Genomic DNA, 25,677 nt, shown 5'->3' on the forward strand with positions numbered 1-25,677 from the left:
AGGTCCGCAAAGGAAACCGTAACGAGGAAGGGCTGAAGCCCACATGTCTATGACAGATCCAGTCGCAGATATGCTGACTCGTCTGCGCAACGCCAACTCGGCTTACCACGACACTGTGTCGATGCCGTCGAGCAAGCTCAAGCTGCGCATTGCCAACATCCTGAAGGAACAGGGCTACATTGCCTCCTTCGAGGAAGAGGCTGCCGAAGTCGGCAAGAAGCTGACCATCACTTTGAAGTACGGCCCATCGCGCGAGCGTTCGATCGCCGGCGTACGTCGTATCTCCAAGCCAGGCCTGCGCGTTTACGCAAAGTCCACCAACCTGCCTCACGTGCTCGGTGGTCTTGGTATCGCGATCCTGTCCACCTCCTCCGGTCTGCTTACCGACCGTCAGGCTGCAAAGAAGGGCGTGGGTGGGGAAGTCCTCGCCTACGTCTGGTAACGGGAAGGGAAGGAAAACACTATGTCACGTATTGGACGTCTTCCGATCACCGTTCCTGCCAACGTTGAACTGAACATCGATGGCCAGCTGGTCACCGTCAAGGGCCCGAAGGGTGAGCTTTCGCTGACCGTTTCGGCTCCGATCACCGTTGCCAAGGACGAGAACACCGTTACCGTCTCCCGTCCGAACGACGGCCGCGAGGCCCGTTCGCTGCACGGTCTGACCCGTACCCTGATCAACAACCTGATCATTGGTGTCACCGAGGGTTACGAGAAGAAGCTCGAAATCCACGGTACCGGCTACCGCGTTCAGGCCAAGGGCAACACCCTTGAGCTTGCTCTGGGTTACTCCCACCCGATCAGCGTTGAAGCCCCTGAGGGCATCACCCTGTCCGTGGAGGGCAACAACAAGATCACCGTTGCTGGCATCGACAAGCAGCACGTCGGTGAGGTTGCCGCTAACATCCGCAAGCTGCGCAAGACCGAGCCTTACAAGGGCAAGGGCATCCGCTACGCCGGCGAGCGTATCCTGCGCAAGGCTGGAAAGGCTGGTAAGTAATCATGGCTATCGGAATCAAGGGCAAGAGCAAGTCCGCTCAGCGCGGTCGCCGTCACCTGCGTGTGCGCAAGCGCATCGTCGGTACCGAGGCTCGTCCACGCCTGGTCATCAACCGCTCGGCTCGTCACATGTTCGTTCAGATCGTGGACGACTCGAAGGGTCTGACCCTGGCCAGCGCTTCGACCATGGAAGCAGATCTTCGCGCAAGCGATGCAGACAAGACCGCAAAGTCCAAGCGCGTTGGCGAGCTCGTTGCAGAGCGTGCCAAGGCTGCCGGCATTGAGGCTGTTGTATTCGACCGCGGCGGCAACAAGTACCACGGTCGCGTGGCTGCTGTTGCTGACGGCGCACGTGAAGGTGGGCTGGCACTGTGAGCGAAGCAACCAACAAGAAGGAAACTCAGGTGTCTGAAGCTACTGAGGCAGTCGAGACTGCAGCTGCTCCCGCTACCGAGAACACCGGATCCCGCCGTGGCGAGGGTCGCGGTCGTGGCGAAGGCCGCGGTCGTGGTGAAGGTCGTGGCCGCGGTCGCGATCAGAAGGATAACCGCAACGAAGACAAGGACAAGTTCCTTGAGCGCGTTGTAGCTATCAACCGCGTCTCCAAGGTCGTCAAGGGTGGTCGTCGCTTCAGCTTCACCGCTCTGGTAGTCGTCGGTGACGGCAACGGCATGGTCGGCGTTGGCTACGGCAAGGCTAAGGAAGTTCCTGCCGCTATCGCCAAGGGCGTTGAAGAGGCCAAGAAGTCCTTCTTCCGCGTTCCACGCGTTGGCACCACCATCCCGCACCTGGTCAAGGGCGAGGCCGCCGCTGGCGTTGTCTTGCTCCGCCCAGCCGCTCCGGGTACCGGCGTTATCGCCGGCGGTCCGGTGCGCGCCGTGCTGGAGTGCGCAGGCATCCACGACATCCTGTCGAAGTCGATGGGTTCGCAGAACCAGATCAACATCGTTCAGGGCACCATTGCCGCACTGAAGGCTCTGGAAGAGCCTCAGGCTGTTGCAGCTCGCCGCGGTCTTCCGCTGGACGAGGTTGCACCGGCAGCAATGCTGCGTCACATCCAGTCCCAGAAGGCAGGTGCTTAATTTCAATGGCTAAGAACATTGTTCCAAGCGACGCCCAGCTGGAAATCACCCAGATCAAGTCCATCATCGGTGGTAACCAGGTACAGCGCGACGTTGTTCGCTCGCTGGGCCTGAAGCGCATCGGACACACCGTTGTCCGCTCCGCTGACCCTGTGACTGTCGGCATGGTCAACAAGGTCCCACACCTGCTGAAGGTTGAGGAGGCGAAGTAAAGATGGCTCAGAAGGAAAACGCACTTAAGGTACACCACCTGCGTCCAGCTGAAGGTGCCAAGACCGCCAAGACCCGTGTTGGTCGTGGTGAGGCATCGAAGGGTAAGACCGCCGGTCGCGGTACCAAGGGTACCAAGGCTCGTTATCAGGTGAAGGCAGGCTTCGCAGGCGGACAGCTTCCGCTGCACATGCGTCTGCCGAAGCTGCGCGGCTTCAAGAACCCGTTCCGCGTCGAGTTCCAGGTTGTAAACCTGGACAAGATCTCGGAGCTGTTCCCAGAGGGTGGCGAAGTCACCGTCGAGGCACTCGTTGCCAAGGGCGCCGTTCGCAAGAACCAGCCCGTCAAGGTGCTGGGCACCGGCGAGATCTCGGTCAAGGTCGACGTGAAGGTTGATGCCTTCTCGACTTCCGCTGCTGAGAAGATCGCTGCTGCCGGCGGCTCGGCAAACACCCTCTAAGCTAGGGTCAAGCCAAGGCCAAGCCCCCGTTCACGTTGAGTTTTCAAGGTGAACGGGGGCTTTCCATTTCTCAAAGATTTTCGGCTGATCGCCGGAAATAGCTTCGGTGATCTGGCTGTTCTTATTACAAATGAGAAAATTCCGGGCATTTTCCGTGTCTCGTATTTGGCGCGGAGCTACCTAGGACAGCTAGAATCATTAGGTCGTAGTCGTATCTGGCTCAACGACTCAGGAACATACTTCAGGAGGACGCTTGTTCAGCGCCATAGCCCGAGTTTTTCGGACGCCTGATCTGCGCAACAAGTTGCTGTTCACGCTGGGGATCCTCGCGATCTACCGTGTCGGCGTATTCATCCCGACCCCGGGTATTGATTACAGCAACGTTCAGCAGTGTCTGGCAATGGGTGAAACCACCGGTGGACTTTATTCATTTGTGAATCTGTTCAGTGGCGGCGCCCTGTTGCAGGTTTCGATCTTCGCGATGGGCATCATGCCGTACATTACGGCGGCCATCATCGTGCAGCTGCTGCGTGTGGTCATCCCGCACTTCGAGACCCTGCACAAGGAAGGCCAGGCCGGCCAGGGCAAGCTGACCCAGTACACGCGTTACCTCACCATCGCCTTGGCGCTGCTGCAGGGCACCACCTTGGTGACCTTGGCCCGCACAGGCAACCTGTTCCCGAGCTGCAGCCTCCCGCTGGTGCCGGACGACAGCCTGATCGTCATCTTGCTGATGATCATCACACTCACGGCAGGCACCGGCCTGATCATGTGGATGGGCGAGCTGATCACCGAACGCGGCATCGGCAACGGCATGTCGATCCTGATCTTCACCTCGATCGCTTCGGGCTTCCCAGCCTCCATGGGCGCGATCCTGCAGACCCAGGGCTGGCTGACCTTCGTCGGCGTCATCGCCATCGGCCTGGTCATCATCGGCCTGGTTGTGTTCGTGGAACAGTCCCAGCGCCGCGTGCCGGTGCAGTACGCCAAGCGGACCATCGGTCGGCGCACCGTGGGCGGGACCTCCACTTACATCCCGCTTAAGCTGAACATGGCTAACGTGATCCCGGTGATCTTCGCCAGCTCGATCCTGGCCCTGCCGCAGATGATCGTGCAGTTCAACCAGAACCCGGACGGCACGCTGCCGGACTGGGCGCTGTGGCTGCAGACGCACTCCTCGACCTCCTCGCCGTGGTACATGCTGGTGTACACCTTGCTGACCATCGGCTTCACCTACTTCTACGTAGCCATCACCTTCAACCCGGTTGAGGTGGCGGACAACATGAAGAAGTACGGCGGCTTCATCCCGGGCATCCGGGCCGGCCGTCCGACCGCCGAGTACCTGCAGTACGTGATCTCGCGGATCACGTTCCCGGGTTCGCTGTACTTGGCATTCGTCGCGTTGATTCCATTGATTGCCTTCGTGTTGATCAACGCAGATCAGAGTTTCCCATTCGGCGGCACCTCGATCATCATCATGGTTGGTGTTGGTCTTGAGACCGTCAAACAAATCAATGCTCAAATGCAGCAACGAAACTACGAAGGGCTACTGCGATGAGTCGACTGCTTATCATTGGACCGCCGGGCGCCGGTAAAGGAACCCAGGCCGTGAAGATCTCCGAGCGCCTGGAGATCCCCGCGATCTCCACCGGCGACATCTTCCGCGCGAACGTCAAGGGCGGCACCCCGCTGGGTATCGAAGCCAGCAAGTACATCGACAATGGCGACTTTGTACCTGATTCGGTCACCAACAACATGGTCGAAGACCGCCTGAACCAGGACGATGTGGCCACCGGCTTCCTGCTGGACGGCTACCCGCGCACCAGCGCACAGGTCGACGCGCTGGATGCAATGCTGGAAGCCAAGGGCATCGCCCTGGACGCAGTGCTGCAGCTGACCGCCGACGACGACGAGCTGGTTGCCCGGCTCCTGAAGCGTGCAGAGATCGAAGGCCGCGCGGACGACACCGAAGAGGTCATCCGCCACCGCCTGGGCCTGTACAACGCAGAGACCAAGATCGTGGTCGACCGCTACGAAGAACGTGGCATCGTGCGCAAGGTCGACGGCATCGGCGCCATCGACGAGGTCACCGACCGCGTCATGGCCGCATTGAACGTCAACGCCTAAGCGCAAGCGTTCTCACGCGCAGGGACCGTGCACGGCAAGCCTACGGGCGAGCGGCACGGTCCCTGCGTGATTTTACAGACTGAAGGCTCGCACCAACGCCGGCAACCGCCGGCGGCGAGCAACCCGTGAACACCTAGGGGAGTTACCTTGGCACTTGGACAGCCGCGAATTGAGTACAAATCCAACTCGGAAATCCTGAAGATGCGTGAAGCCGGCCTGGTGCTGGCCGAGGCGCTGGATGAGGCCGTCGCCATGGCACGCCCGGGCATCACCACCGCCGCCGTTGACAAGGTCTTCGCCAAGGTGCTGGAGCGCCACGGAGCCACCAGCAACTTCCTCGGCTACCACGGGTTCCCGGCCAATATCTGCGCCTCGGTCAACCACGAGGTCGTGCACGGCTTCCCGTCGGACTACGAGCTGAAGGACGGTGACGTGCTGAAGATCGACGGCGGCGCCATTGTGGACGGCTGGCACTCGGACTCGGCGCGCACCGTGCTGGTGGGCAAGAACATCGACCCGGCAGACCAGCGCCTGAGCGACATCACCGAGCAGGCCATGTGGGCAGGCATCGCCGCCGCGGCCAAGGCCCGCTTCATCGGCCAGATCGGCACCGCCATCGACGACTTCGTGACCAGCCAGCCGGGCGACGAGCTGGGCATCTTGGAAGACTACTGCGGCCACGGCATCGGCTCCGAGATGCACATGGCTCCGGACGTGCTGAACTACAACTCCGGCCACCGTGGTCCGCGCATCAAGCCGGGCATGGCCCTAGCCATCGAGCCGATGCTGGTGCGCGGCGGCATCGAGACCTCGGTGCTTGAGGACGACTGGACGGTGGTCACCAACGACAAGTCCAACGCCTCGCAGTGGGAGCACACCGTCGCCTTCACCATGGGCGGCGTCTGGGTACTCTCGGCCCATGACGGGGGAGAGGCCGGCCTGGCGCCGTTCGGCGTGACCCCGTCGCCAATCCGCCCATAGGGTACCTGTCCACTGAAGATCCAGCACTCCGCATCCACGCGGAGTGCTGGATCTAACAGTTTAAAACACGGTCCGAATTGGCGAAGGCCGTGGTGATGGCGTAGTGTTGTCTGTTGGTTCGTTATTTAAGTGCGCCCAAAACCTTAGGTTGGGGTTGCACCGGTCGCGAACCAGAACCAATTACTTGCCGAGGGAAACCAAGGCAACCAAAGTTAGCGGGGAAAATGGGCAAGAAGGAAGGTGTCATCCAGGTAGAGGGCACTGTGACCGAAGCGCTGCCGAACGCGATGTTCCGCGTGGAGCTGCCGAATGGACACGTGGTGCTCGCCACTATCTCGGGTAAGATGCGTCAGCACTACATTCGAATCCTCCCAGAGGACCGAGTGCAGGTTGAAATGAGCCCATACGACCTCAACCGAGGCCGTATCGTTTACCGCTACAAGTAAACAGCACTCTTGGACTTTTCTGGCGGACGTTGTGCGATTCATCGCAAAGCGCCCGCTAGAGCAATGTTCTTGGATAAGCTTTTTACTGCTCCACATTTAACTGCAACCGCAAGAGGAGTAAACCCTTGAAGGTTAACCCTAGCGTGAAGCCGATCTGCGACAAGTGCAAGGTGATTCGCCGCAATGGTCGCGTCATGGTGATCTGCGAGAACCCACGCCACAAGCAGCGTCAGGGCTAATTCCGTTTTTCGGGATTTCCCACGCGTAGTCATATAGGCAGTACCGCGGCAACCCAGGTTGCCGTACACCCCCGGATTCGGAGGCCGGGGCCGCGAGGACACTCGCGGAAGGTGCTGCTCCAGACCTCCGTTGGTTGAAAGGTAGCCACTTGGCTCGTTTAGCAGGCGTGGACATCCCACGCGAGAAGCGCGTAATCATCGCGCTGACTTACATCTACGGCGTGGGCAAGACCCGTGCAGAAGAGACCATCGCAGCAACCGGGATCTCCCCGGATACCCGCGTGAAGGATCTCACCGACGCTGAGCTCGTTCAGCTTCGTGACTTCATCGAAGGCACCTACAAGGTGGAAGGTGACCTGCGCCGCGAGGTTCAGGCTGACATCCGCCGCAAGGTTGAAATCGGATCCTACGAAGGTCTTCGTCACCGTAAGGGCCTGCCGGTCCGCGGTCAGCGCACCAAGACCAACGCTCGTACCCGCAAGGGCCCGAAGCGCACCGTAGCCGGTAAGAAGAAGACTCGCTAAATCTTAGCGGTCTAGTTCAAAAACCTTTTTCGTAGGAGAAGAAATGCCCCCAAAGACTCGTGGAGCGGTACGTAAGCCGCGTCGCAAGGACAAAAAGAATATCGCCCAGGGACAGGCGCATATCAAGAGCACCTTCAACAACACCATCGTTTCGATCACCGATCCGACTGGCGCTGTGATCTCGTGGGCTTCGGCCGGCGAGGTAGGCATGAAGGGCTCGCGTAAGTCGACCCCGTACGCTGCCCAGATGGCTGCTGAAGCCGCTGCCAAGCGTGCGCAGGAGCACGGTATGCGCAAGGTTGACGTTTTCGTCAAGGGCCCGGGCTCGGGACGCGAAACCGCGATCCGTTCGCTGCAGGCTGCTGGCCTTGAGGTTGGATCCATCCAGGATGTTTCCCCAAGCGCACACAACGGTTGCCGCCCATCGAAGCGTCGCCGCGTCTAATTGATTCGCTAGGCTAAGCCTGAGAAGTCACCGAAGCATTCATCTGAGTGCTCCGGTGACTATCTTGGACTTATAAGCCTGCAAAAAGACGAACGGCCACCTCAGGCTACCGTCGTTTCCACCCCCGTGAGGCGTCATATAGCGGACGCTCGCTGAAAGGAAATGTAAGTGCTCATTACGCAGCGCCCAACCCTGACCGAAGAAGTAGTTGCCGAAAACCGCTCCCGTTTCGTTATCGAACCGCTGGAGCCAGGCTTTGGTTACACCCTTGGTAACTCGCTCCGCCGCACCCTGCTGTCCTCGATTCCTGGTGCATCCGTCACCAGCATTCGTATCGACGGCGTGCTGCACGAGTTCACCACCGTAGCCGGTGTCAAGGAAGACGTCACCGAACTGGTTCTGAACATCAAGAACCTGTCCGTGTCTTCCGAGCACGACGAGCCAGTCGTCGCCTACCTGCGCAAGCAGGGCCCAGGCGTCGTCACCGCAGCGGACATCACCCCGCCAGCCGGTGTGGAGTTCCACAACCCTGATCTGCACATCGCGACCCTAAACGCCAATGGCAAGTTCGACATGGAACTGACCATTGAGCGCGGCCGCGGTTACGTGTCTGCCTCGCAGAACAAGAGCGCTGATGGCGAGATCGGTCGTATCCCTGTGGATTCGATCTACTCCCCAGTGCTGAAGGTGACCTTCCGCGTGGAGGCTACCCGTGTTGAGCAGCGCACCGACTTCGATCGCTTGATCGTCGACGTGGAGACCAAGGAATCGATCACCCCGCGCGATGCAGTTGCATCCGCAGGAACCACCCTGGTTGAACTGTTCGGTTTGTTCCGCGAACTGAACACTGCAGCCGAGGGTATCGAAATCGGCCCATCGCCAACCGACGCAGCCCTGGCTGCCGACATGGCACTGCCGATTGAGGATCTGGAACTCACCGTTCGTTCGTACAACTGCTTGAAGCGTGAGGGCATCCACTCTGTGGGTGAACTTGTCACTCGCTCCGAGGCTGACCTGATGGATATCCGTAACTTCGGTGCGAAGTCCATTGACGAAGTCAAGGCCAAGCTTGTTGAACTGGGTCTGGCCCTGAAGGATTCCCCTCCAGGCTTCGATCTGGCCGCTCGTAGCGCCATCGATGATGGCGACGACTACGACGAGGGTCTGTAAAGACCTGAGTCTCGCGACACACTACTTCATCCGTCCATACGGCCTAATCGTACGGAACGGGTTATTCATCTAGGAGAACCACAATGCCTACCCCCACCAAGGGTCCGCGTCTCGGCGGCAGTGCAGCACATGAGCGACTGATCTTCGCTAACATGTCGGCACAGCTCTTCGAGAACAAGAAGATCACCACCACCCTGACCCGCGCCAAGCGTCTGCGTCCACACGCAGAGCGCCTGATCACCTTCGCAAAGCGCGGAGACCTGGCTTCGCGTCGTCGCGTCCAGTCCGTGATCGCTTCGCGTTCGCGCACCAACAAGTCGATCGTTCACGAACTGTTCGAGAACATCGCACCAGCCATGGCTGACCGCAACGGTGGTTACACCCGAATCACCAAGATCGGTAACCGCAAGGGCGACAACGCTCCTATGGCTGTTATCGAGCTCGTGATGGAGCCAGTTTCGCCAAAGCAGGCTGTCGTCAAGGAAGCCACCAAGGCTACCGAGAAGGCTGCTGAAGCTACCGAAGAGGCCTAAGCCCTAGCGTTTAGCATCTTCGGCGCTTGAAGCGTCAAAAATCCCCGGAATACCTGATCGGTATTCCGGGGATTTTTGCTTCGAGGTACAGGGCAAAGCATGCATGAATGATGCCATTATTTCTGCGTCGTTCGCATGGTGCCAGCTGCAGGCCTGGAATCCGGCTAGCGTATCAACCGACTGAGTCCAGATTAGGGCATGCGGTGCCCAGATACTCCGTGTTCTGTTGCTGGGACGCTGTATTCAGCTCGCTGATACTTTCCATTTGGGCTTCGAAGTCTGAGCTATCGTCAGCCAGAATCTTCAAGGCTGAAGTGCTTTGCCCTGCTGCGGATATCAAGGATTCTTGCAACTGCTTGTCTCCGGTCTTGCCGGCCGTGTCCTTTAGCATTGCATCGAACTCCTCAAGCGCCGATTCATAGTCTCCTGTCTCGCCTTTTGCCAGCTTGATGTCACCTGTTTCGAACTTCATATTGATCTCACGCTCCTTGATTTGCTGGTTGAGGTAGTCGCAAGTTTCTTCCGTGGAGAGCTTCCCGCTACATCCCGTCAGAGCGGTGAGCCCTAAACAGAAGAGGGCAGTTGCGGCGGCGAATTTTCTGAACATGCTGATCCTTGTGGGGTAAGTGGACTGGTCTGTTGTTTCGCCGTTGAATGTACGAATTACGCTGTAGTCTACAGAATGGCTAATTCGATGCCACTGAGGCACGTCTGGTCTGTGAAACCAGCCACCGAATTCGGTGAGATGAAAAGCCACTGCGCATAATGGTATTCATGAGTGCGCAGTCTGAAATCTTTGATCCGCTGGGAACCGTGGCCGTGGGGGAGACCCGCACCCCGGCGTGGATCCGGATGCGCATGGTCCTCGGATATGACGGGGCCGCCTACAACGGGTGGGCTCGCCAGCCCAATGTCACCGGCGTGCAGCAGCTTGTTGAAGAAGCGCTTGAGACGCTGATTCGCCGGCGTGTTCGCGTGGTGGTGGCCGGCCGTACCGACGCAGGGGTGCATGCCCGGCGCCAGGTGGTCCACCTGGACCTGACCCAGGAAGAATTCGACGGCCTGCCGCGCCGCTCTCCCTTGGCCCCTGGACCTGCGCTGGTGCGCCGCATCAATGGCATTCTGGGTCGCCAGGATGGTGCCGTGTGGGTGCATGAGGCCGAAGTTGCCCCGGAAGGCTTCGACGCCCGGTTCTCCGCGCTGGCCCGCCGCTATTCCTACCGGATTGCTGATGGTATCGAGCGCTGGGATCCGCTGACCCGCCACCTGACGACCTGGCATCGCGAACCGTTGGATGTCGAAGCGATGAACCGCGAGGCGCAGACCGTGCTGGGACGCCACGACTTCCTGACCTACTGCAAACCCCGCCCCGATGCGACAACCATCCGCACGCTGCAGGAATTCAGTTTCACCCGTACCGAGGACGGAGTCATCCTCGCCCACCTTAAGGCAGACGCCTTCTGCCACAACATGGTCAGGGCCCTGATCGGCGCTGCCATGATGGTAGGCGATGGGCGGGAGCAACCGGGCTTCTTGGCAAGCCGTCTCGAAGAGATGGTCCGCGATTCAAAAACCAAGCTGGCCCACCCCCGGGCGCTGGTGCTTGAAGAGGTCTACTACCCGAACGCCGACCAGTTGGCTGCGCGGGCGCTGCAGACCCGTGCCAAACGCGAAGACCACGACGTGGATACTCCGGGCGCAGCAGTGAGCCAAAGCCCCGAAAGCAGCGTCGGTTAAGGGTGTTCTTACTCACCCGCACTGAACATTTTTGGCCGGAAAGGCTTTAATCAGATAAACTCTTATGAGTTGTGTATGTCCACGTTCGACACTACACGCCCAAGCGTGACGGCTTAGTTGCATAGTCGCTGGTCTGCTGGGCGCGCGAACATCTCTGGACGGCCGGTCTATATCAGTCCTCACCTGACGTACTGGTCCAAACACAAGAACAACACGACAGTGCTCGTCACCGGGGGATCTCACCGCCTTCGGCCAAGCGACTGTTTGACCAGAAACGAATCAACGTAAGGCAATTACTGTGCGTACGTACACCCCAAAGCCGGCTGATCAGACTCGTCAGTGGTACGTCATCGACGCCACCGATGTAGTGCTCGGCCGCCTCGCCGTTCAGACCGCAACCCTGCTGCGCGGCAAGCATAAGCCAACCTATGCTCCACACATGGACATGGGCGATCACGTCATCATCATCAACGCCGAAAAGGTTGCTCTGACCGGCAAGAAGCTGCAGAACAAGCGCGCTTACCGCCACTCGGGCTTCCCGGGCGGCCTGAAGAGCATGAACTACGCCGACCTGCTGGAAAAGAACCCAGTGCTGGCTGTTGAGAAGGCCGTTCGCGGCATGATCCCTAAGAACAAGCTGTCTGCTGTTCAGATGTCCAAGCTGAAGGTTTACCGCGGCGCCGAGCACCCACACGCTGCTCAGGCTCCAAAGGCACTGGAAATCACCCAGGTCGCTCAGTAGTCCTGGCCCCGACAACAAACACTTAATAGGAGATTATCGTGGCTCAGAACGCTGAAGAAACCACTGAATTCGAAGGCGAGACCCCTTCGTCTTACACCACCGAGACCGCTGCCTCGACCGTTGTGGCCGAGACCGAGCGTGCTCCGCTGACCGTTCCAGGTGGAGCAGTTGGCCGTCGCAAGCAGGCTATCGCCCGCGTCCGCCTGATTCCAGGCTCCGGCAAGTGGACCGTCAACGGTCGCGAACTGGACGACTTCTTCCCGAACAAGCTGCACCAGCAGGATGTCAACGAGCCTTTCAAGGTTCTGGGTCTGGAAGGCGCATACGACGTTATCGCCCGCATCCACGGCGGCGGCATTTCCGGTCAGGCTGGCGCACTGCGCCTGGGCATCGCCCGTGCACTGAACGAGATCGACCGCGACGCTAACCGCCCAACCCTGAAGAAGGCCGGTTACCTGACCCGCGACGCACGCGTCATCGAGCGCAAGAAGGCTGGTCTGAAGAAGGCCCGCAAGGCTTCGCAGTTCTCGAAGCGCTAAACCTTCCTTCGAGGTTTATCCAACGGCTCCACAACCCTTCGGGGATTGTGGAGCCGTTGGCCTTTAAACAACAGGTGAACAGTGCCTCATTGCGCCAATTCTTCGCAATTGGTGCCTGCCAGGGCACCTTGCAAGACCGGTAAATCGAAGCGCAGGGCTTATGATTGATAACGATGGCAAGGTTATTTGGGACCGATGGGGTCCGAGGAAAAGCAAACGAATTGTTAACCCCCGAGCTGGCGATGGAACTCGCGCAGGCGGCTTCGGTGGTTTTGGGTTTGAGCCAGCCTGAGGACGGGCACAAACCAGTCGCTGTGGTAGCGAAGGATCCGCGTATCAGCGGCGACTTCCTCTCTGCCGCAATCGAAGCGGGTCTGGCCGCCTCCGGCGTCGACGTCAAGGACGCAGGCACGCTTCCCACCCCGGCCGCCGCCTTCCTGGTCGGCGACCTGGACGCAGACTTCGGCGTGATGATCTCCGCATCCCACAACGCCGCTCCGGACAACGGCATCAAGTTCCTGGCCCGTGGCGGCAAGAAGCTCGACGACTCCCTGGAAGACGCTATCGAGGCGTGTCTGAAGATGCCCAAGCCGCGTCCTGTCGGCGGCGAAGTCGGACGTGTCTCGCGCTTCGCCGACGCCGAGGACCGCTACATCGTCCATCTGCTGCAGTCCCTGCCTAACCGCCTGGACGGCCTGAATGTAGTCCTGGACTGCGCCCACGGCGCAGCGTCCGGTTGCTCGCCGGAGGTTTTTAAGGCTGCTGGCGCCCAGGTTATCGTGATCGGCGCAGAGCCGGACGGCATCAACATCAACGACGGCTACGGCTCCACCCACCTGGAGAAGCTGCAGGCCGCCGTGCTGGAAAACAACGCAGACCTGGGCATCGCCCACGACGGCGACGCCGACCGCTGCCTGGCAGTGGACCACGAAGGCACCATTGTCGACGGAGACCAGATCATGGCCATCATGGCCATTGCGCTCAAGGAACGCGGCGAGCTGAAGGACGACACCCTGGTCGCCACAGTGATGAGCAACCTCGGCCTGAAGCTGGCCATGGAGGCCGCAGGCATCACCGTGAAGCAGACCGGCGTGGGCGACCGCTACGTGCTGGAAGGCATGCAGGAAGGCGACTACTCGCTGGGCGGCGAGCAGTCCGGCCACGTGATCTTCAGCAAGTACGCCACCACCGGTGACGGCGTGCTGACCGGCCTGAACATCGCGGCCCGCATCAAGGCCACTGGCAAGTCCCTGAAGGAACTCGCCTCGGTGCTGACCGTGCTGCCGCAGGTGCTCATCAACGTGCGCGGCGTGGACAAGGCCGGAGTGCCGGACTGCGAGCCGCTGCAGCTGGACATCGAAGCCGCCGAAGCCCGACTGGGCTCCACCGGCCGTGTGCTGCTTCGTCCCTCGGGTACCGAGCCGGTAGTCCGCGTAATGGTCGAGGCCGCCACACATGAGCAGGCGCAGGCCGAAGCTGAGGCACTGGCAGCTTCGGTTTCCGAACACCTGTCACTCGGTTAATACTCGGCTGATTTGGCCAAGCCCCAAGTAAATCTGCAGTAAATTCTCACGTCCCCGTAGCGTGTGCCCCAAGGGCACACGCTACGGGGATGTGGCATGCTGAAAAGAGAATTCAATGCCAGGCCCCGCCTGGCTTTGAGCCATGGACGAAAGAAGGGGAGTCGTGACTCTACGCATCAGCGTTATCGGTACCGGTTATCTGGGAGCCACCCACGCGGCCTGCATGGCTGAACTTGGATATGAAGTCATCGGCCTCGACGTCGACGCGTCCAAGCTCACGGCCCTGGCCGCCGGGATCCTCCCCTTCCATGAACCGGGCCTTCCGGAGCTGCTGCGCAAGCATGTGGCCAGCGGCCGGCTGCGCTTCACCGATTCCTACGCTGAGGCCGCGGCAGCTGCGGACATCCACTTCATCACCGTGGGAACACCGCAGCGCGCCGATTCCCAGTCAGCGGACATGAGCTACGTTGACGGGGCGGTGGACAGCCTGCTGGAGCACATCACCGATCAGGCGCTGATCGTCGGCAAATCCACGGTCCCCGTCGGCACGGCACGCCGCCTGACGGAGCGCATCGCGGCCAACGCATTGCCCGGCAGCGAGATCACCCTGGCATGGAACCCTGAGTTTCTCCGCGAGGGCTTCGCAGTCAAGGACACCTTGACTCCCGACCGTCTGGTCTACGGCCTGAGCGACACGGAACCTCACGGATTCGGACTGCGCAAGATCCGCGAGGTCTATGCCCCGATCCTGGAGCTGGGCACCCCCGAGATCGTGACGGACCTCGAAACCGCCGAACTGGTCAAGGTCGCCGCCAACGCATTCCTCGCCACCAAGATCTCCTTCATCAACGCCTTCGCGGAAGTGACCGAAACCGTGGGCGGGGACATCAAGACCCTGGCCGATGCCATCGGCCACGACAGCCGCATCGGGCGCCGGTTCCTGAATGCCGGCGTGGGCTTCGGCGGCGGCTGCCTGCCCAAGGATATCCGCGCGCTGCAGGCGCGCGTCTCCGAGCTCGGCCTGAGCCACACCATGGGCTTCCTCGCCGAAGTGGACCAGATCAACCTGCGCCGCCGCGACCGCGTGGTGTCTCTGGCATCCAGCATGCTGGGCAACGAGCTGGCGGGCAAGCACATCTGCGTGCTGGGCGTGACCTTCAAGCCGGACAGCGACGACGTGCGCGATTCACCGGCCTTGGACATCGCCGTGCGCCTCTACAATGCCGGCGCCGACGTCTCGGTCTACGACCCGCAGGGCAACAAGAACGCCGCCGGACGCTTTCCGCGCCTGCACTACGTGGACTCCTGGCAGGAAGCCGCCAAGGACACCGATATCGTGCTGCTGCTCACCGAATGGCAGGAGTTCCGGGATCTGGACCCAACGGAACTGGGAGAGGTGGTGTCCACCCGAGCGCTGATCGATGGACGTAATGTGCTGGACCGCCAGGCCTGGCGCGCAGCGGGCTGGACCATCACCGGTCCGGGGGAGTATTTCCAGGTGGTGAACTTGGCGCCCGGTACCGCGCAACTACCGCTCCAGGTCTCCCACCCGGCGTAGCCTTTCCGAATTCGGCCGTCCCATAGGGGCGGCCGTTTTCGTGTCCGGATGGCCAGATAGATGGCCCGATTTCTGGGCACGTCCGGCAGCTGGGGCAGACCGACCCTTCGGTGAGCGTGGAAAGGCGGCGCAACTGCCGGGCTGGACATGGACGCCAAGACCCAGCTGCGTCCAGGAGGCCTGGGAACGCCAGGACGGCTCTTCAGAAAACTATTCGAGGACTCGCGAGATCTCCGGGAAAACCCTGGATCGGCTTCGCGGGCACGGGGTGAATCTCGGTGCCAGCTGTGAAATTCACTCAACCCACGGTGCGGTTCGCTTCCAAAGGGTTACGGTGCGGTTGATAACCATCACTCGTCGCTAGCCCCCTGGAAGGCCTCAATGTACGAACGTTTCGAAACGCGGCCCTCGATGGATCCATTGCGGATCGCGGTGCTTGCCCACCTGCACCATCCGATAAGGCCTCCGTTCGCGGGCGGGATGGAAGCGCATACTTCCCATGTGGTGGCCGACCTGTGCGCTCGGGGCCACGAGGTGACGCTATTCGCCAAGGCAGGCAGTGCGCACTTCGGACGCAATTCACGCGGCCGCGTGCAGGCGGTGCTTCCGGCGGATTACCAGGTGCGGGGCTATCCGGACGAGGACCATCGGGACGAACAGCACCGGCGGCTCGACGGGGCCATGTCCTCGGCGATTTCAGCTGTCCGTGCTGGAGCCTTTGATGTGGTGATCAATAATTCCCTGAGCCCCATTCCCCATGAGCAGCTAGACGGGATCCCCACGTTGCATCTGCTCCATACTCCTCCCTTGCCGCGCATCACTGCGGTATTGGCCACCCGCCCCGAGCGGCCCCACGGCCATCGCTATGCCACTGTGTCGCACAGTAACGCACGCGCCTGGAGAGCATGGATCCCTGATCTGGCCGTAATCCCGAACGGCATTGACCTGCGCAGATGGGAGCCGGGCAGGAAGGACCGCATAGTCCCCGGCACCGCGGCATGGACTGGTCGCATCACGCCTGAGAAAGGTACCCATCTGGCCATCGCTGCTGCCCGGGCCAATGGCCTGCGGCTGCGCCTTGCCGGACCCATCCAGGACCCCGAGTACTACGAATCGCTCATCCGCCCGTCCTTGGATGACAAGGTCCGCTACATGGGACACCTCGGCCAGGACCAACTGAGGGAGGTCATCGCCTCCGCTCAGGTCTTCATCTCGTCGCCGCTGTGGGAGGAGCCCTTCGGCCTGACAACACTGGAGGCCATGGCCTGCGGCACCCCGGTAGCGGCGACTCCGAACGGTGCGATGGCCGAGCTGATCGGAGCGTCCGGTGGGGTCGTGGCGTGCACGGCGGACGAGGCAGGACTCGCGAACGCTATCCGCCAGGCAGTGGGCTTGCGCCGCACCGACGTGCTGCAGCGTGCCGCCCAGTTCTCCCGGGACCAGATGATCCGTTCCTACGAGGAAGCCCTCTACGACCTCCACGCGGCCCAGAGCCTGGGACGGGTGCAATGAACCGCAAACCAAGAATTTCCTACTATGCGCACCACATGGGATCCGGACATTTGCGCCATGCCCAGCGGTTGGCCGCCACCGGGCTCGCGGAGCTGCAAGTGGCCAGCACCGGGACTGCATCCCGAAAACTCTTCGCGGACAACGTGCAGTACGTGCCGCTGGAAGCGGACGAGGGATCAAGCCAGCTGCACTTTGCCCCAACCAGCGGCCATTTGCACTATGCCCCGACCGGAAAGCCAATCGTGGAACGCTTCGCCGCGCTGAACGCGGGATGGAAAGCCTTTGGACCCGATCTGGTGATGGTGGACGTATCGGTCGAAGTGGCGCTCTTCGCCCGGCTGAGCGGGTATCGCGTGGCGCTGCGCAGGATGCCCGGGGTCCGTACGGACCGCCCGCATTGCATGGCCTACGATCTCGCAGATGCCCTCTTTGCGTATTATCCGCAGCACCTCGAGGAGCCCTTGCACCGTGATTCCTACGCGCAGAAGAGCTTCTATCTGGGTACTCCTGCGCCGCATGCTGCTCGACCCGTCGCAACCCGGGCTTCGGTCCGAGCTCCCGCCCAAGACTGCGAGGGCACACGGCGTGTAGTCGTCCAGACCTCGCTGGCCGCCTCGGTGGACTCCTCAAGGCTCGTGAAGGCCGCGGTCCGCAGCCCGAGCTGGAGTTGGGAGGTCATCGGATCCGTCCACGGGGCAACTGACAGATTGCCGGAGAACCTGCGGCTGCACGGCACGGTCGAGCATCCGGAGCAATGGCTGGATGCCGCAGACGTGGTCATTTCCTCCTCGGGCCACAATGCCGTCGCCGCGGCGGCCGCCAGCAAGCGGCCCACCATGCTGATCCCCGAAGAACGGCCTCATGCGGAGCAGGCAGTTTTTGCCCGCATGCTGCATGAAGCCGGGGGATGCGCCATGCTGGAGTCCTGGGACGAACCGGTAGACTGGGAGGGGACACTGGCCAAGGTCGCAGGCAGGGACGGATCAGCCCTGGCTCGGACGCTGCTTGTCAGCGAGGACGAGTTCACCGCAGGGTTGCGGCGCATGTTCTCCAGTCTGTGCGAGTCATGACCTGGCTAGTAGGCATCCATGCTGTGCGCGGCGCGGATCTCTTCAGCACTCGGGTGGCGCAGAATCATCAGGTCTTCGCCCTGGGGATCCCAAGCGACCAGGCCGCGCTCTTCGAAAGCCCGGAGCCAACCGGACATCGGCCAGCCATGCCAGGTAGCTCGGAAAGTGCGTGCATTCTGGATGATGTCGGCGAAATGGTTCAGCGGGGGCTTGACCACCCCATGATGCTGGTGGAATACGGTACCCGGCGTGAATACCACCGGCAAGCCCAAAGCACTGGCTTTGAAGCCGAAATCCGTGTCCTCCGCACCGTAGCCGGCATAACCGGTCGAGAAACCGTCCAGGCGAATGAAGTCCTCGGCGCGGATCCCGAATCCCAGCGACCAGAACATTTCATGGCGCTCGCAGGGCGTATCCATGGGCAGTTCGGCCCGCAAATGGTGCGGTGTGGAACGCCGGGTCAGCTCCTCGGCGTCCGGGGTAGGCCCGGGGCCCAGGGGCTGGGCGAGGTATCGCGGCTCGGCCATGGCGAGCACTGGTTGCCGGCGGAGCCAGTCAAGCAGGATTCCGAAGGTGCCAGGGGCAGGAATGCAGTCCACGTCCAGAAACACAAGGTACCGGCTTTGCGCGTGCTTGGCGGCATGGTTCCGGGCTCGCGCCAACGGCAGTCCCTGTTCCCCAGGATACGAGGCCACGTGCACGGAGGTCACCGGCACTGCGGATTCAACGGGTGCCGGGTCGGGCTCGTCCATGTAGGCGACGATGATTTCCGCCGGCTGAAGGGCGCTGCGATTCACCCCGTCAAGCAGGCGTTGCAGGTGCCCGTGCCGTTGGTGGGCAATTACCAGAACCGAGAAATCCAGAGCCATCTTCCAACCTTTCCACGCTGGCGGGGCAGCGCGCTCACGTGATGCTTCCGCCTTCCAACGTAGCCGTCCCACCACGATCCCCGCAGGAGAAACCGTGAGTTCACAGAAGATCCCCACGCCGATCCGCGTAGCCTCCGTGCCCTACAGCCAGGTCTACATCCGCCATCTCCAGCTGCCCGACGCGGAGGGGACTGGCTTGGTGCGGCGCTTGCAGGATCCGGAACCCGCGGGGGGACCGCGAAGCCAGCAATCCGCCTGGTGGCCGCCGCGCATGCTCGAACCGGACTGGATCCGGAAGAACAGCGGCAGCTTCGATCTGATGCACGTGCATTTCGGTTTCGATGCCCTGGATCCGCAAACGCTCCGGCAGACGGTAGCCGAGCTCCGCGCCGCCGGCAAACCTCTGGTGTACACCGTGCATGACCTGATCAACCCCCACCAGCCGGATCCCAACGCGCATGAGGCGCTGCTGGAGGTGCTGATCCCGGCGGCCGATGCGCTGATCACCTTGACCCAAGGCGCGGCGGACGAGATCTCGCAACGCTGGGGGCGCAGCTGCTACGTCTTGCCGCATCCGCACGTGATCGACTTCTCGACCATGGACCGGCTACGGGAGCAGCGGGCGCAGTCACGCGGCGATAGCCAGCGGGGCCGCAGGATCGGGGTGCACCTAAAGGAGATGCGTCCCAACTTGTCGGAGCAGGTGATCGAGCCGTTGGCGCAGATCGTGGAGGACCTGCCCGGCTGCAAGCTGCAGGTCAACATCCACCGGCAAGTGGTGGACCCGCAGAACAAGGAATACCTCCCAGCGCTCGCCGAGTTCCTCGCGGCAGGTCATGACGCTGGGCGCTGGGATCTCGTGGCGCACGAGTACTTTAGCGAAACTGAATTGTTCGACTATTTCGGCAGTCTCGACGTGAATGTCCTGCCGTACCGCTACGGCACGCACTCCGGATGGCTTGAAGCCGCACTGGACGCGGGCACGGCAGTCATCGCCCCGGACTGCGGCTACTACTCGGACCAGGACGCCTCCGTGGCCAGCTACCGCTGGGACGGCGAGCAGGCAGACGCGCACTCATTGCGCCACGCGCTCCAACGCCAGCTTTCCCTGCCGTACGTTCCGGGGATGGACGCACAAGGACGCCGTGAGCAACGCGAGGCCCTGGCCGAAGCCCACCTGCGGTTCTACCGATCCCTGATGGGTTCCCGCGGGGTCGGTCAGCCTACGGAACCGGAGGCACGCCAAGGGCAAACCGCGTCCGGACGGTAGCAGGACATCGGGAAGCTAGAACCCGAAACGCTTCATGACTCCGGGCAGCAGCTCGATGAGGCGCGACGCGTTGACGGTTCCACAGGCAGCCGCGGCCCGGCCGGCTTCTCCGTGGATGACGGCAGCGCACGCGGCCAGTTCCATCATGCGGCGGTTGGAGACGGTCTGCACGCCGTTCACGCCGGTCAGCGAGCTGTCCGAGAGCAAGTAGCCCAGGATGCCGGTCAGCACGTCGCCGCTGCCAGCTGTGGCGAGCTGCGGGGCGGTATGGCTGACCACCAAGCTGCTGCCGTCCGGAGCCACAATGTAGTTGGTCGGCCCCTTGAGCAGGACAACTGCGTTGTAGGCCAGCGCCGCCCAGCGAGTCCAGCGGATTGGAGCCGCCGCGATCTCCTCGATGGTGACGGTCACGCCGGCCCGGCGCAGCAGCATCCGCAGTTCCTTGGCGTGCGGAGTCAGCACACGTGGCTGTTCGCTGGGGCCAGCGGGCACGAGCTCCAGACCCGAAGCGTCGATGACGGCTGGCTGGCGGCTGGCGAAGACCTCGGCGATCGCGCCGGTCGGGGGAGTGCGGCTGTCCAGGCCGGGCCCGATGGCCCAAGCCGAGATCTTGGCACCGCGCCCGTGCACGTACCGGCGGGCCGAGGAGAGCGCTTCGCGGATCTGGTCATCGTCCAGCGGAACGGTTTCGGGAACTGCCACGGCCAGCAGGGCCGCGACGTCTTCGGGCACATGGGTGCGCAGCAGACCGATGCCGCAATTCACCGCTGCCCGGGCGGTCAGCTGCGCGGCTCCCGGATACAGCGACGAGCCTGCGATCAGGCCGAGCACGCCCCGCTGGTACTTGTGGCGCCCGGCATCACGCCAAGAGCGGTGGGCGTCAAGCAGCTCTAAGGCCGCTTGCTTGTCGACGAGGTTCGTCTGGGGCGCTTGGCCGGTGAAATCGAAATCCAGCGGAACCACGGTAATGTCCCCTGTGGCCAGCGGCCCGTCGCCGGTCAGCAGGCCCGACTTCATCGCACCGAAAGTGACGGTCCGTTCGGCCAGCAGCACCTTGTCATCCGCGACGCCGGTTTCAGGGTCCAGGCCGGAAGGCAGATCGCAGGCCAGCACACGTGAATTCCGTGGAATCAGAGGCAGTTCCGCCCCGGAACGGTAGCCAAGTCCGTACAGCGCGTCGATGATCAGGGTTGCCTTGCTGAGAGTCTCGGTGCCCTTGGAAAGCGGCTGGATCCGTCCGCCAGCCGATTCGTAGACGGACAATGCTTCGGAATGCACCGACGAGGCGCACTGCAGCGCGGCAGTTGCATAACCTTGGTCTTCCAGCTGGGACAGGGCATAGAGTCCGTCTCCGCCGTTGTTGCCCGGGCCAATCAGGCCGACCACCAGGGTGCTAGGAGCGACCGGCTGCTCGCCGAGCATGTCCACGGCTTCGGCCGCCAGCGCGCTCGCTGCCTGTTTCATCAAGGCGGTGTCAGACCGACGTGAAATCTCCTGCGCTTCTACCGAACGAACCTGGGCAAGACTGTAGACGGGGATCATAAGTCAAACAATACTCATCCTTTACCTGCAACGCTGGTTTTATTCGCCTTCGTGTCGTAAAGCGGGTTATGCGCGTTCGGCGACAACCATGGCAATGGCCATGTCTCCGTCGTGGGACATGGTCAGATGCCATGAGGTGATGCCCCGTTGCCTGCTGGCTTCCGCCACGGTGCCGGTGACGTGGATCTGCGGATCGCCGGCTTCGTCCTTAAGGATGCTGCAGTCCTGCCAGTTCATTCCCGCTGGAGCCCCGAGGGCCTTGGCGACGGCTTCTTTGGCTGCGAAGCGTGCGGCCAGGGAGCGCAGCGGGAGCCCTCGCTCAACCTCGGTGAACAGCCGGTCGTGCAGTCGTGGTGTCTTTTCCAGCTGCCGCCCGAAGCGCGGCACGTCGACAATGTCTACGCCAATTCCAGCAATCATGCCTTCCAGTTTATCCAGTCCGTCGGCGAGGCAATAAAACTGCGGGCGCCCTCCCATCATGAGGACACCCGCAGTTAATGGCATGGAAACCGGTGGATTACTCCACGGTCACCGACTTGGCCAGGTTGCGTGGCTGGTCGACGTCGAAGCCCTTGGCGGTAGCCAGCTCGCAGGCGAAGATCTGCAGCGGCACGGTGGCCAGCAGCGGCATCAGCAGGGTCGGGGTCTCCGGAACATAGAACACGAACTCGGAGAAGTCCTTGACCGCGTCGTCGCCGTCTTCCGCGATGACCAGGGTCTTGGCGCCTCGGGCGCGGACTTCCTGGATGTTGGAAACAACCTTGGAGTGCAGCGAGTCGCGGCCGCGTGGGGACGGAACCACCACGAAGACCGGCTGGCCGTCGTCGATCAGGGCGATCGGGCCGTGCTTCAGCTCGCCGGCGGCGAAGCCCTCGGCGTGGATGTACGCGATCTCCTTGAGCTTTAGCGCGCCTTCCATGGCGACCGGGTAGCCGACGTGGCGGCCCAAGAACAGCACGGAGGACGCATCGGCCATGGAGCGGGCCAGTTCCTTGATCTCGCCGCTGCGGTCCAGGATGTCCTGGATCTTGGCCGGGATCTTGCCCAGGTCTGCCAGGATGTCCTTGATCTGGCCGGAGAACAGGTTGCCGCGCAGCTGTGCCAGGTACAGGCCCAGCAGGTAGGTGGCGGTGATCTGAGCCAGGAACGCCTTGGTGGAAGCCACCGCGATCTCGGGACCTGCGTGGGTGTACAGCACCGCATCGGATTCACGCGGGATGGTGGATCCGTTGGTGTTGCAGATGGACATGGTCTTGGCGCCCTGCTCCTTGGCGTAGCGCACCGCCATCAGGGTGTCCATGGTTTCGCCCGACTGGGAGATCGAAACGATCAGGGTCTTCTTGTCCACGATTGGCTCGCGGTAGCGGAACTCGTGGGAGAGCTCCACCTCCACCGGGATACGGCACCAGGACTCGATGGCGTACTTGGCGACCTGGCCGGCGTAGGCGCTGGTACCGCAGGCAAGCACCACGATCTTGTTGATCTTGGTCAGGTCTTCGGCGTCGATGCGCAGCTCGTCCAGGGTCAGGCGGCCCTCGGCGTCGGAGCGGCCCAGCAGGGTGTCTGCCACGGCGGCAGGCTGGTCGAAGATTTCCTTCTCCATGAAGGATGGGAAGCCGCCCTTCTCTGCGCTGGCTGCGTCCCAGTCGACGGTGAATTCCTTGCCTTCGGCAGGATTGCCGTCGAAGTCGGTGATGGAGTGGCTCTCCGGGGTGATGGTCACGATCTGGTCCTGGCCCAGTTCCACCGCACGACGGGTGAAGTCGATGAAGCCGGAAACGTCGGATCCCAGGAAGTTCTCGCCGTCGCCCAGGCCCAGCACCAGCGGGGAGTTGCGGCGTGCCGCCACGACAACACCCGGGTGGTCCTGGTGGACTGCCAGCAGGGTGAAGGCGCCTTCGAGGCGCTGTACTGCAAGCTGCATGGCCTTGGTCAAATCTCCGTCGGCACCGTTGGAGTACATCTTGCCCAGCAGGGCTGCTGCAACTTCGGTATCGGTCTCGGAAAGGAACTCGACGCCGTCGGCGAGGAGCTCGGCCTTGATGCCGGCGAAGTTCTCAATGATGCCGTTGTGGATCATTGCCAGCTTGCCGCCGTCGGCGAGGTGTGGGTGGGCGTTTCCGTCGCTTGGACCGCCGTGGGTGGCCCAACGGGTGTGGCCGATGCCGGTCACAGACTCCGGTAGTGGTGCCTGAGCAATTTCGTTCTCCAGGTTGACCAGCTTGCCGGCTTTCTTCCTGGAATGAATAGCGCCGTCAGCCACGACTGCCACACCGGCCGAGTCGTAACCTCGGTATTCCAATCGGCGCAAGCCTTCAATCAGAACGTCAAGGGCGCCGTGGTCGGCGTTCGCGCTTGAGGTTCCTGCATATCCTACAATTCCGCACATGGAAAAAAGACTACCGGCTCACGGCCAAACGATGGAACTAATCGTGGCAGAGCACTCAAAAAACACTGTGCGATAGGTCACCTGCGCGCGTTGTTTTGGCCAAGCAAGACTGAGTGTTAAATCGGAGTTATTTGGGTTGTGGCACTACTTGTTGGCAGAATTTGTCCTCGTGGAACCACACGACACACTCGAATCAACAGTTACGCCTTTCGTAGACCTCGAACGCGAAACTTGGGCGCGGCTTTCCAACCAGATGGAACAGCCGCTGAACCAGGACGACATCGAGCGCCTGCGCGGCCTGGGCGACACCCTGGACCTGCAGGAAGTGCGTGACGTATACCTTCCACTCAGTCGCCTGCTTTCCTTATATGTAGAAGGGGCTGGTGCAACCCATCGGGCCACCACGACCTTCTTGGGGGAACAAACCCGCCAGACCCCGTTCGTGATCGGAGTGGCCGGTTCCGTGGCGGTAGGAAAGTCGACCACCGCGCGCGTGCTGCGCGAGATGCTGCGCCGCTGGCCCGAGACCCCTGACGTCCAGTTGATCACCACCGACGGTTTCCTGTATTCCAATGCGGAGCTTGAGCGCCGCGGCATCATGCAGCGCAAGGGCTTCCCGGAATCCTACGACCGCCGCGCACTGCTGCGTTTCGTCTCCGCGGTGAAGTCCGGGGTCCCGGAAGTCAGCGCACCGGTGTACTCGCATCTGACCTATGACATCATTCCCGGCCAGCGCCAGTACGTGCGCTCGCCGCAGGTGTTGATTGTGGAAGGCCTGAACGTGCTCCAGCCGGCACGGACCCGTTCCGATGGAACTGTGGGTTTGGCGCTGAGCGACTTCTTCGACTTTAGTGTCTACGTGGATGCCAAGACCCAGTACATCGAGGAATGGTACATCCGCCGCTTCATGAAGCTGCGCTCGGGCGCCTTCTCGGATCCGGCATCCTACTTCCACCGGTACGCGAAGCTGACCGATGAAGAAGCGCGCGCCACCGCCCATGACATCTGGTCCCGGATCAATGCTCCGAACCTCAAGGAAAACGTGCTGCCCACCCGGGGCCGAGCCCAGCTGGTGCTGCGCAAGGCGGCCGACCATTCGGTACGCCGAATGCTGTTGCGAAAGATCTAATGAACCCTAAACAGTACGTGTGATTTTGTCGAACAGGTCGAATTCGGGTGTCCGAAATCCTGTTGTACTGGGAAATTGCTGTGTAAGCTCGAACCATGCTTAAGGGTTTCCGCGATTTTATTATGAAAGGCAACGTTGTCGATCTGGCCGTTGCCGTGGTGATCGGTGCCGCATTCGGCGCCGTAGTGACCGCGCTGGTCGACAACGTGCTGATGCCGTTGATCGCAGCTCTGGTCGGCTCCCCGAACTTCGACGCCTTCCTGCTCTTCACCATTAATGGTGTCGAAATCAAGCTCGGTGTATTCATTACCGCCTTGGTCAACTTCCTGCTGATCGCCGCCGCAGTCTACTTCGCGCTGGTCATGCCAATGAACAAGGCCACCGAGATGCTCAACCGCCGCCGCGGCATCACCGAGGAAGAGGAAGAAGCCGAGCCGGATCCGCAGCTGGCCCTGCTGGAACAGATCCGCGACGAGATCAAGTCTCTGCGCTAACAACCCCAGCTTTATCATCATCACTCGCTTTCAGGGGCGGGCCGCCAGACCTCCGGGTCGGCCGGCCCGCCCCACGAATTTAACGCC

The 25,677-nt window shown here is 61.8% G+C and carries 29 protein-coding genes and 1 pseudogene; 25 read left to right on the forward strand and 5 right to left on the reverse strand.

Annotated features, from left to right (window positions below; genetic code table 11):
- Positions 1-43: 43 nt before the first annotated feature.
- The 15 genes and pseudogenes from rpsH to rplQ form a co-directional block, all read left to right on the forward strand.
- The gene (gene rpsH, locus ATC04_RS06195; RefSeq protein ID WP_047119667.1) at positions 44-442 is read left to right on the forward strand and encodes a 30S ribosomal protein S8; all 399 of its coding nucleotides are present in this window, start codon (positions 44-46) and stop codon (positions 440-442) included.
- A gap of 21 nt (positions 443-463) precedes the next feature.
- Positions 464-1,000, forward strand: a complete 537-nt coding sequence (gene rplF, locus ATC04_RS06200) for a 50S ribosomal protein L6 (protein WP_047119666.1) — start codon at positions 464-466, stop codon at positions 998-1,000.
- Between the two features lie 2 nt (positions 1,001-1,002).
- Positions 1,003-1,374, forward strand: a complete 372-nt coding sequence (rplR, locus tag ATC04_RS06205; RefSeq protein ID WP_047119665.1) for a 50S ribosomal protein L18 — start codon at positions 1,003-1,005, stop codon at positions 1,372-1,374.
- A 29-nt stretch (positions 1,375-1,403) separates the two neighbouring features.
- Entirely contained in the window at positions 1,404-2,081 is a 678-nt protein-coding gene (gene rpsE / locus ATC04_RS06210; protein ID WP_181728114.1) for a 30S ribosomal protein S5, read from the forward strand.
- Positions 2,082-2,086: 5 nt separating this feature from the next.
- Positions 2,087-2,293 carry a 50S ribosomal protein L30 gene (rpmD, locus tag ATC04_RS06215; RefSeq protein WP_047119663.1) on the forward strand — a complete coding sequence of 69 codons (207 nt, stop codon included), beginning with the start codon at positions 2,087-2,089 and terminating at the stop codon, positions 2,291-2,293.
- A 2-nt stretch (positions 2,294-2,295) separates the two neighbouring features.
- Entirely contained in the window at positions 2,296-2,751 is a 456-nt protein-coding gene (gene rplO / locus ATC04_RS06220) for a 50S ribosomal protein L15 (protein WP_047119662.1), read from the forward strand.
- Positions 2,752-3,004: 253 nt separating this feature from the next.
- A complete protein-coding gene (gene secY / locus ATC04_RS06225) occupies positions 3,005-4,309 on the forward strand; it encodes a preprotein translocase subunit SecY (protein ID WP_047119661.1) in 1,305 nt (434 codons plus the stop codon).
- Positions 4,306-4,878, forward strand: coding sequence for an adenylate kinase (locus ATC04_RS06230; protein ID WP_047119660.1), 573 nt, complete (start codon positions 4,306-4,308; stop codon positions 4,876-4,878). Before secY ends, ATC04_RS06230 begins: the two co-directional genes overlap by 4 nt.
- A gap of 147 nt (positions 4,879-5,025) precedes the next feature.
- A complete protein-coding gene (map, locus tag ATC04_RS06235) occupies positions 5,026-5,859 on the forward strand; it encodes a type I methionyl aminopeptidase (protein WP_047119659.1) in 834 nt (277 codons plus the stop codon).
- A 224-nt stretch (positions 5,860-6,083) separates the two neighbouring features.
- On the forward strand, positions 6,084-6,305 hold the full coding sequence (gene infA, locus ATC04_RS06240; protein WP_047119658.1) for a translation initiation factor IF-1: 222 nt from the start codon (positions 6,084-6,086) through the stop codon (positions 6,303-6,305).
- 125 nt (positions 6,306-6,430) lie between these two features.
- Complete coding sequence (rpmJ, locus tag ATC04_RS18755; RefSeq protein WP_071894985.1) at positions 6,431-6,544, forward strand: 50S ribosomal protein L36; 114 nt, start codon at positions 6,431-6,433, stop codon at positions 6,542-6,544.
- 149 nt (positions 6,545-6,693) lie between these two features.
- Complete coding sequence (gene rpsM, locus ATC04_RS06245; RefSeq protein ID WP_047119657.1) at positions 6,694-7,068, forward strand: 30S ribosomal protein S13; 375 nt, start codon at positions 6,694-6,696, stop codon at positions 7,066-7,068.
- A gap of 43 nt (positions 7,069-7,111) precedes the next feature.
- Positions 7,112-7,513, forward strand: a complete 402-nt coding sequence (gene rpsK / locus ATC04_RS06250; RefSeq protein ID WP_022874114.1) for a 30S ribosomal protein S11 — start codon at positions 7,112-7,114, stop codon at positions 7,511-7,513.
- A gap of 168 nt (positions 7,514-7,681) precedes the next feature.
- Positions 7,682-8,683 (forward strand): DNA-directed RNA polymerase subunit alpha, encoded by a 1,002-nt coding sequence (locus ATC04_RS06255; protein WP_047119656.1) that lies wholly within the window; start codon positions 7,682-7,684, stop codon positions 8,681-8,683.
- Positions 8,684-8,766: 83 nt separating this feature from the next.
- Positions 8,767-9,195: pseudogene (gene rplQ, locus ATC04_RS06260) on the forward strand (50S ribosomal protein L17); the annotation flags it as partial.
- 193 nt (positions 9,196-9,388) lie between these two features.
- On the opposite strand, the gene ATC04_RS06265 reads toward rplQ, so the two are convergent.
- Positions 9,389-9,823 carry a hypothetical protein gene (locus ATC04_RS06265; protein WP_047119654.1) on the reverse strand — a complete coding sequence of 145 codons (435 nt, stop codon included), beginning with the start codon at positions 9,821-9,823 and terminating at the stop codon, positions 9,389-9,391.
- Positions 9,824-10,068: 245 nt separating this feature from the next.
- Here ATC04_RS06265 and truA point away from each other — a divergent pair, with 245 nt between their 5' ends.
- From truA to ATC04_RS06300, 7 genes are all read left to right on the forward strand, one after another.
- Positions 10,069-10,953 carry a tRNA pseudouridine(38-40) synthase TruA gene (gene truA / locus ATC04_RS06270; protein ID WP_047120837.1) on the forward strand — a complete coding sequence of 295 codons (885 nt, stop codon included), beginning with the start codon at positions 10,069-10,071 and terminating at the stop codon, positions 10,951-10,953.
- A 298-nt stretch (positions 10,954-11,251) separates the two neighbouring features.
- On the forward strand, positions 11,252-11,695 hold the full coding sequence (gene rplM / locus ATC04_RS06275; protein ID WP_047119653.1) for a 50S ribosomal protein L13: 444 nt from the start codon (positions 11,252-11,254) through the stop codon (positions 11,693-11,695).
- Positions 11,696-11,733: 38 nt separating this feature from the next.
- Positions 11,734-12,234: a 30S ribosomal protein S9 gene (gene rpsI, locus ATC04_RS06280; RefSeq protein ID WP_047119652.1), complete on the forward strand. Its 501-nt coding sequence runs from the start codon at positions 11,734-11,736 to the stop codon at positions 12,232-12,234.
- 173 nt (positions 12,235-12,407) lie between these two features.
- Positions 12,408-13,757: a phosphoglucosamine mutase gene (gene glmM, locus ATC04_RS06285; RefSeq protein WP_047119651.1), complete on the forward strand. Its 1,350-nt coding sequence runs from the start codon at positions 12,408-12,410 to the stop codon at positions 13,755-13,757.
- 163 nt (positions 13,758-13,920) lie between these two features.
- Positions 13,921-15,315 carry a UDP-glucose/GDP-mannose dehydrogenase family protein gene (locus ATC04_RS06290; RefSeq protein ID WP_052772433.1) on the forward strand — a complete coding sequence of 465 codons (1,395 nt, stop codon included), beginning with the start codon at positions 13,921-13,923 and terminating at the stop codon, positions 15,313-15,315.
- A 381-nt stretch (positions 15,316-15,696) separates the two neighbouring features.
- Positions 15,697-16,827: a glycosyltransferase gene (locus ATC04_RS06295; protein WP_052772432.1), complete on the forward strand. Its 1,131-nt coding sequence runs from the start codon at positions 15,697-15,699 to the stop codon at positions 16,825-16,827.
- On the forward strand, positions 16,824-17,897 hold the full coding sequence (locus tag ATC04_RS06300; RefSeq protein WP_152666866.1) for a glycosyltransferase: 1,074 nt from the start codon (positions 16,824-16,826) through the stop codon (positions 17,895-17,897). Before ATC04_RS06295 ends, ATC04_RS06300 begins: the two co-directional genes overlap by 4 nt.
- A 5-nt stretch (positions 17,898-17,902) precedes the next feature.
- On the opposite strand, the gene ATC04_RS06305 is transcribed toward ATC04_RS06300, so the two are convergent.
- Entirely contained in the window at positions 17,903-18,766 is an 864-nt protein-coding gene (locus ATC04_RS06305; protein WP_047119648.1) for a glycosyltransferase, read from the reverse strand.
- Positions 18,767-18,860: 94 nt separating this feature from the next.
- Between ATC04_RS06305 and ATC04_RS06310 the strand changes: the two genes are divergently transcribed.
- Positions 18,861-20,036, forward strand: a complete 1,176-nt coding sequence (locus tag ATC04_RS06310) for a glycosyltransferase (protein WP_047119647.1) — start codon at positions 18,861-18,863, stop codon at positions 20,034-20,036.
- 15 nt (positions 20,037-20,051) lie between these two features.
- Here ATC04_RS06310 and ATC04_RS06315 read toward each other — a convergent pair whose 3' ends face one another.
- From ATC04_RS06315 to glmS, 3 genes are all read right to left on the reverse strand, one after another.
- Positions 20,052-21,500, reverse strand: coding sequence for an NAD(P)H-hydrate dehydratase (locus ATC04_RS06315; RefSeq protein WP_047119646.1), 1,449 nt, complete (start codon positions 21,498-21,500; stop codon positions 20,052-20,054).
- A 144-nt stretch (positions 21,501-21,644) separates the two neighbouring features.
- Positions 21,645-21,998: a holo-ACP synthase gene (locus tag ATC04_RS06320; RefSeq protein ID WP_047119645.1), complete on the reverse strand. Its 354-nt coding sequence runs from the start codon at positions 21,996-21,998 to the stop codon at positions 21,645-21,647.
- A gap of 97 nt (positions 21,999-22,095) precedes the next feature.
- Positions 22,096-23,967, reverse strand: coding sequence for a glutamine--fructose-6-phosphate transaminase (isomerizing) (glmS, locus tag ATC04_RS06325; RefSeq protein WP_047119644.1), 1,872 nt, complete (start codon positions 23,965-23,967; stop codon positions 22,096-22,098).
- Between the two features lie 169 nt (positions 23,968-24,136).
- On the opposite strand from glmS, the gene coaA reads away from it, so the two are divergent.
- Together coaA and mscL are read left to right on the forward strand one after the other, a co-directional pair.
- Positions 24,137-25,096 carry a type I pantothenate kinase gene (gene coaA, locus ATC04_RS06330; protein WP_082124065.1) on the forward strand — a complete coding sequence of 320 codons (960 nt, stop codon included), beginning with the start codon at positions 24,137-24,139 and terminating at the stop codon, positions 25,094-25,096.
- 95 nt (positions 25,097-25,191) lie between these two features.
- A complete protein-coding gene (gene mscL, locus ATC04_RS06335) occupies positions 25,192-25,590 on the forward strand; it encodes a large conductance mechanosensitive channel protein MscL (RefSeq protein WP_047119643.1) in 399 nt (132 codons plus the stop codon).
- Positions 25,591-25,677: the final 87 nt, after the last annotated feature.

Source organism: Arthrobacter sp. YC-RL1, from assembly GCF_001454985.1.
GTDB classification, from domain to species: Bacteria; Actinomycetota; Actinomycetes; order Actinomycetales; family Micrococcaceae; genus Glutamicibacter; species Glutamicibacter soli.

Coding starts and splice junctions, on each gene's coding strand:
- glmS (WP_047119644.1), bottom strand. CDS start 23,967: ATGTGCGGAATTGTAGGATATGCAGGAACCTCAAGCGCGAACGCCGAC.
- truA (WP_047120837.1), top strand. CDS start 10,069: ATGCGCATGGTCCTCGGATATGACGGGGCCGCCTACAACGGGTGGGCT.
- infA (WP_047119658.1), top strand. CDS start 6,084: ATGGGCAAGAAGGAAGGTGTCATCCAGGTAGAGGGCACTGTGACCGAA.
- ATC04_RS06300 (WP_152666866.1), top strand. CDS start 16,824: ATGAACCGCAAACCAAGAATTTCCTACTATGCGCACCACATGGGATCC.
- mscL (WP_047119643.1), top strand. CDS start 25,192: ATGCTTAAGGGTTTCCGCGATTTTATTATGAAAGGCAACGTTGTCGAT.
- glmM (WP_047119651.1), top strand. CDS start 12,408: ATGGCAAGGTTATTTGGGACCGATGGGGTCCGAGGAAAAGCAAACGAA.
- ATC04_RS06305 (WP_047119648.1), bottom strand. CDS start 18,766: ATGGCTCTGGATTTCTCGGTTCTGGTAATTGCCCACCAACGGCACGGG.
- rplO (WP_047119662.1), top strand. CDS start 2,296: ATGGCTCAGAAGGAAAACGCACTTAAGGTACACCACCTGCGTCCAGCT.
- rpsK (WP_022874114.1), top strand. CDS start 7,112: ATGCCCCCAAAGACTCGTGGAGCGGTACGTAAGCCGCGTCGCAAGGAC.
- rplF (WP_047119666.1), top strand. CDS start 464: ATGTCACGTATTGGACGTCTTCCGATCACCGTTCCTGCCAACGTTGAA.
- ATC04_RS06265 (WP_047119654.1), bottom strand. CDS start 9,823: ATGTTCAGAAAATTCGCCGCCGCAACTGCCCTCTTCTGTTTAGGGCTC.
- ATC04_RS06295 (WP_052772432.1), top strand. CDS start 15,697: ATGTACGAACGTTTCGAAACGCGGCCCTCGATGGATCCATTGCGGATC.
- ATC04_RS06320 (WP_047119645.1), bottom strand. CDS start 21,998: ATGATTGCTGGAATTGGCGTAGACATTGTCGACGTGCCGCGCTTCGGG.
- rpsH (WP_047119667.1), top strand. CDS start 44: ATGTCTATGACAGATCCAGTCGCAGATATGCTGACTCGTCTGCGCAAC.
- rplR (WP_047119665.1), top strand. CDS start 1,003: ATGGCTATCGGAATCAAGGGCAAGAGCAAGTCCGCTCAGCGCGGTCGC.
- rpmD (WP_047119663.1), top strand. CDS start 2,087: ATGGCTAAGAACATTGTTCCAAGCGACGCCCAGCTGGAAATCACCCAG.
- ATC04_RS06315 (WP_047119646.1), bottom strand. CDS start 21,500: ATGAAACAGGCAGCGAGCGCGCTGGCGGCCGAAGCCGTGGACATGCTC.
- ATC04_RS06230 (WP_047119660.1), top strand. CDS start 4,306: ATGAGTCGACTGCTTATCATTGGACCGCCGGGCGCCGGTAAAGGAACC.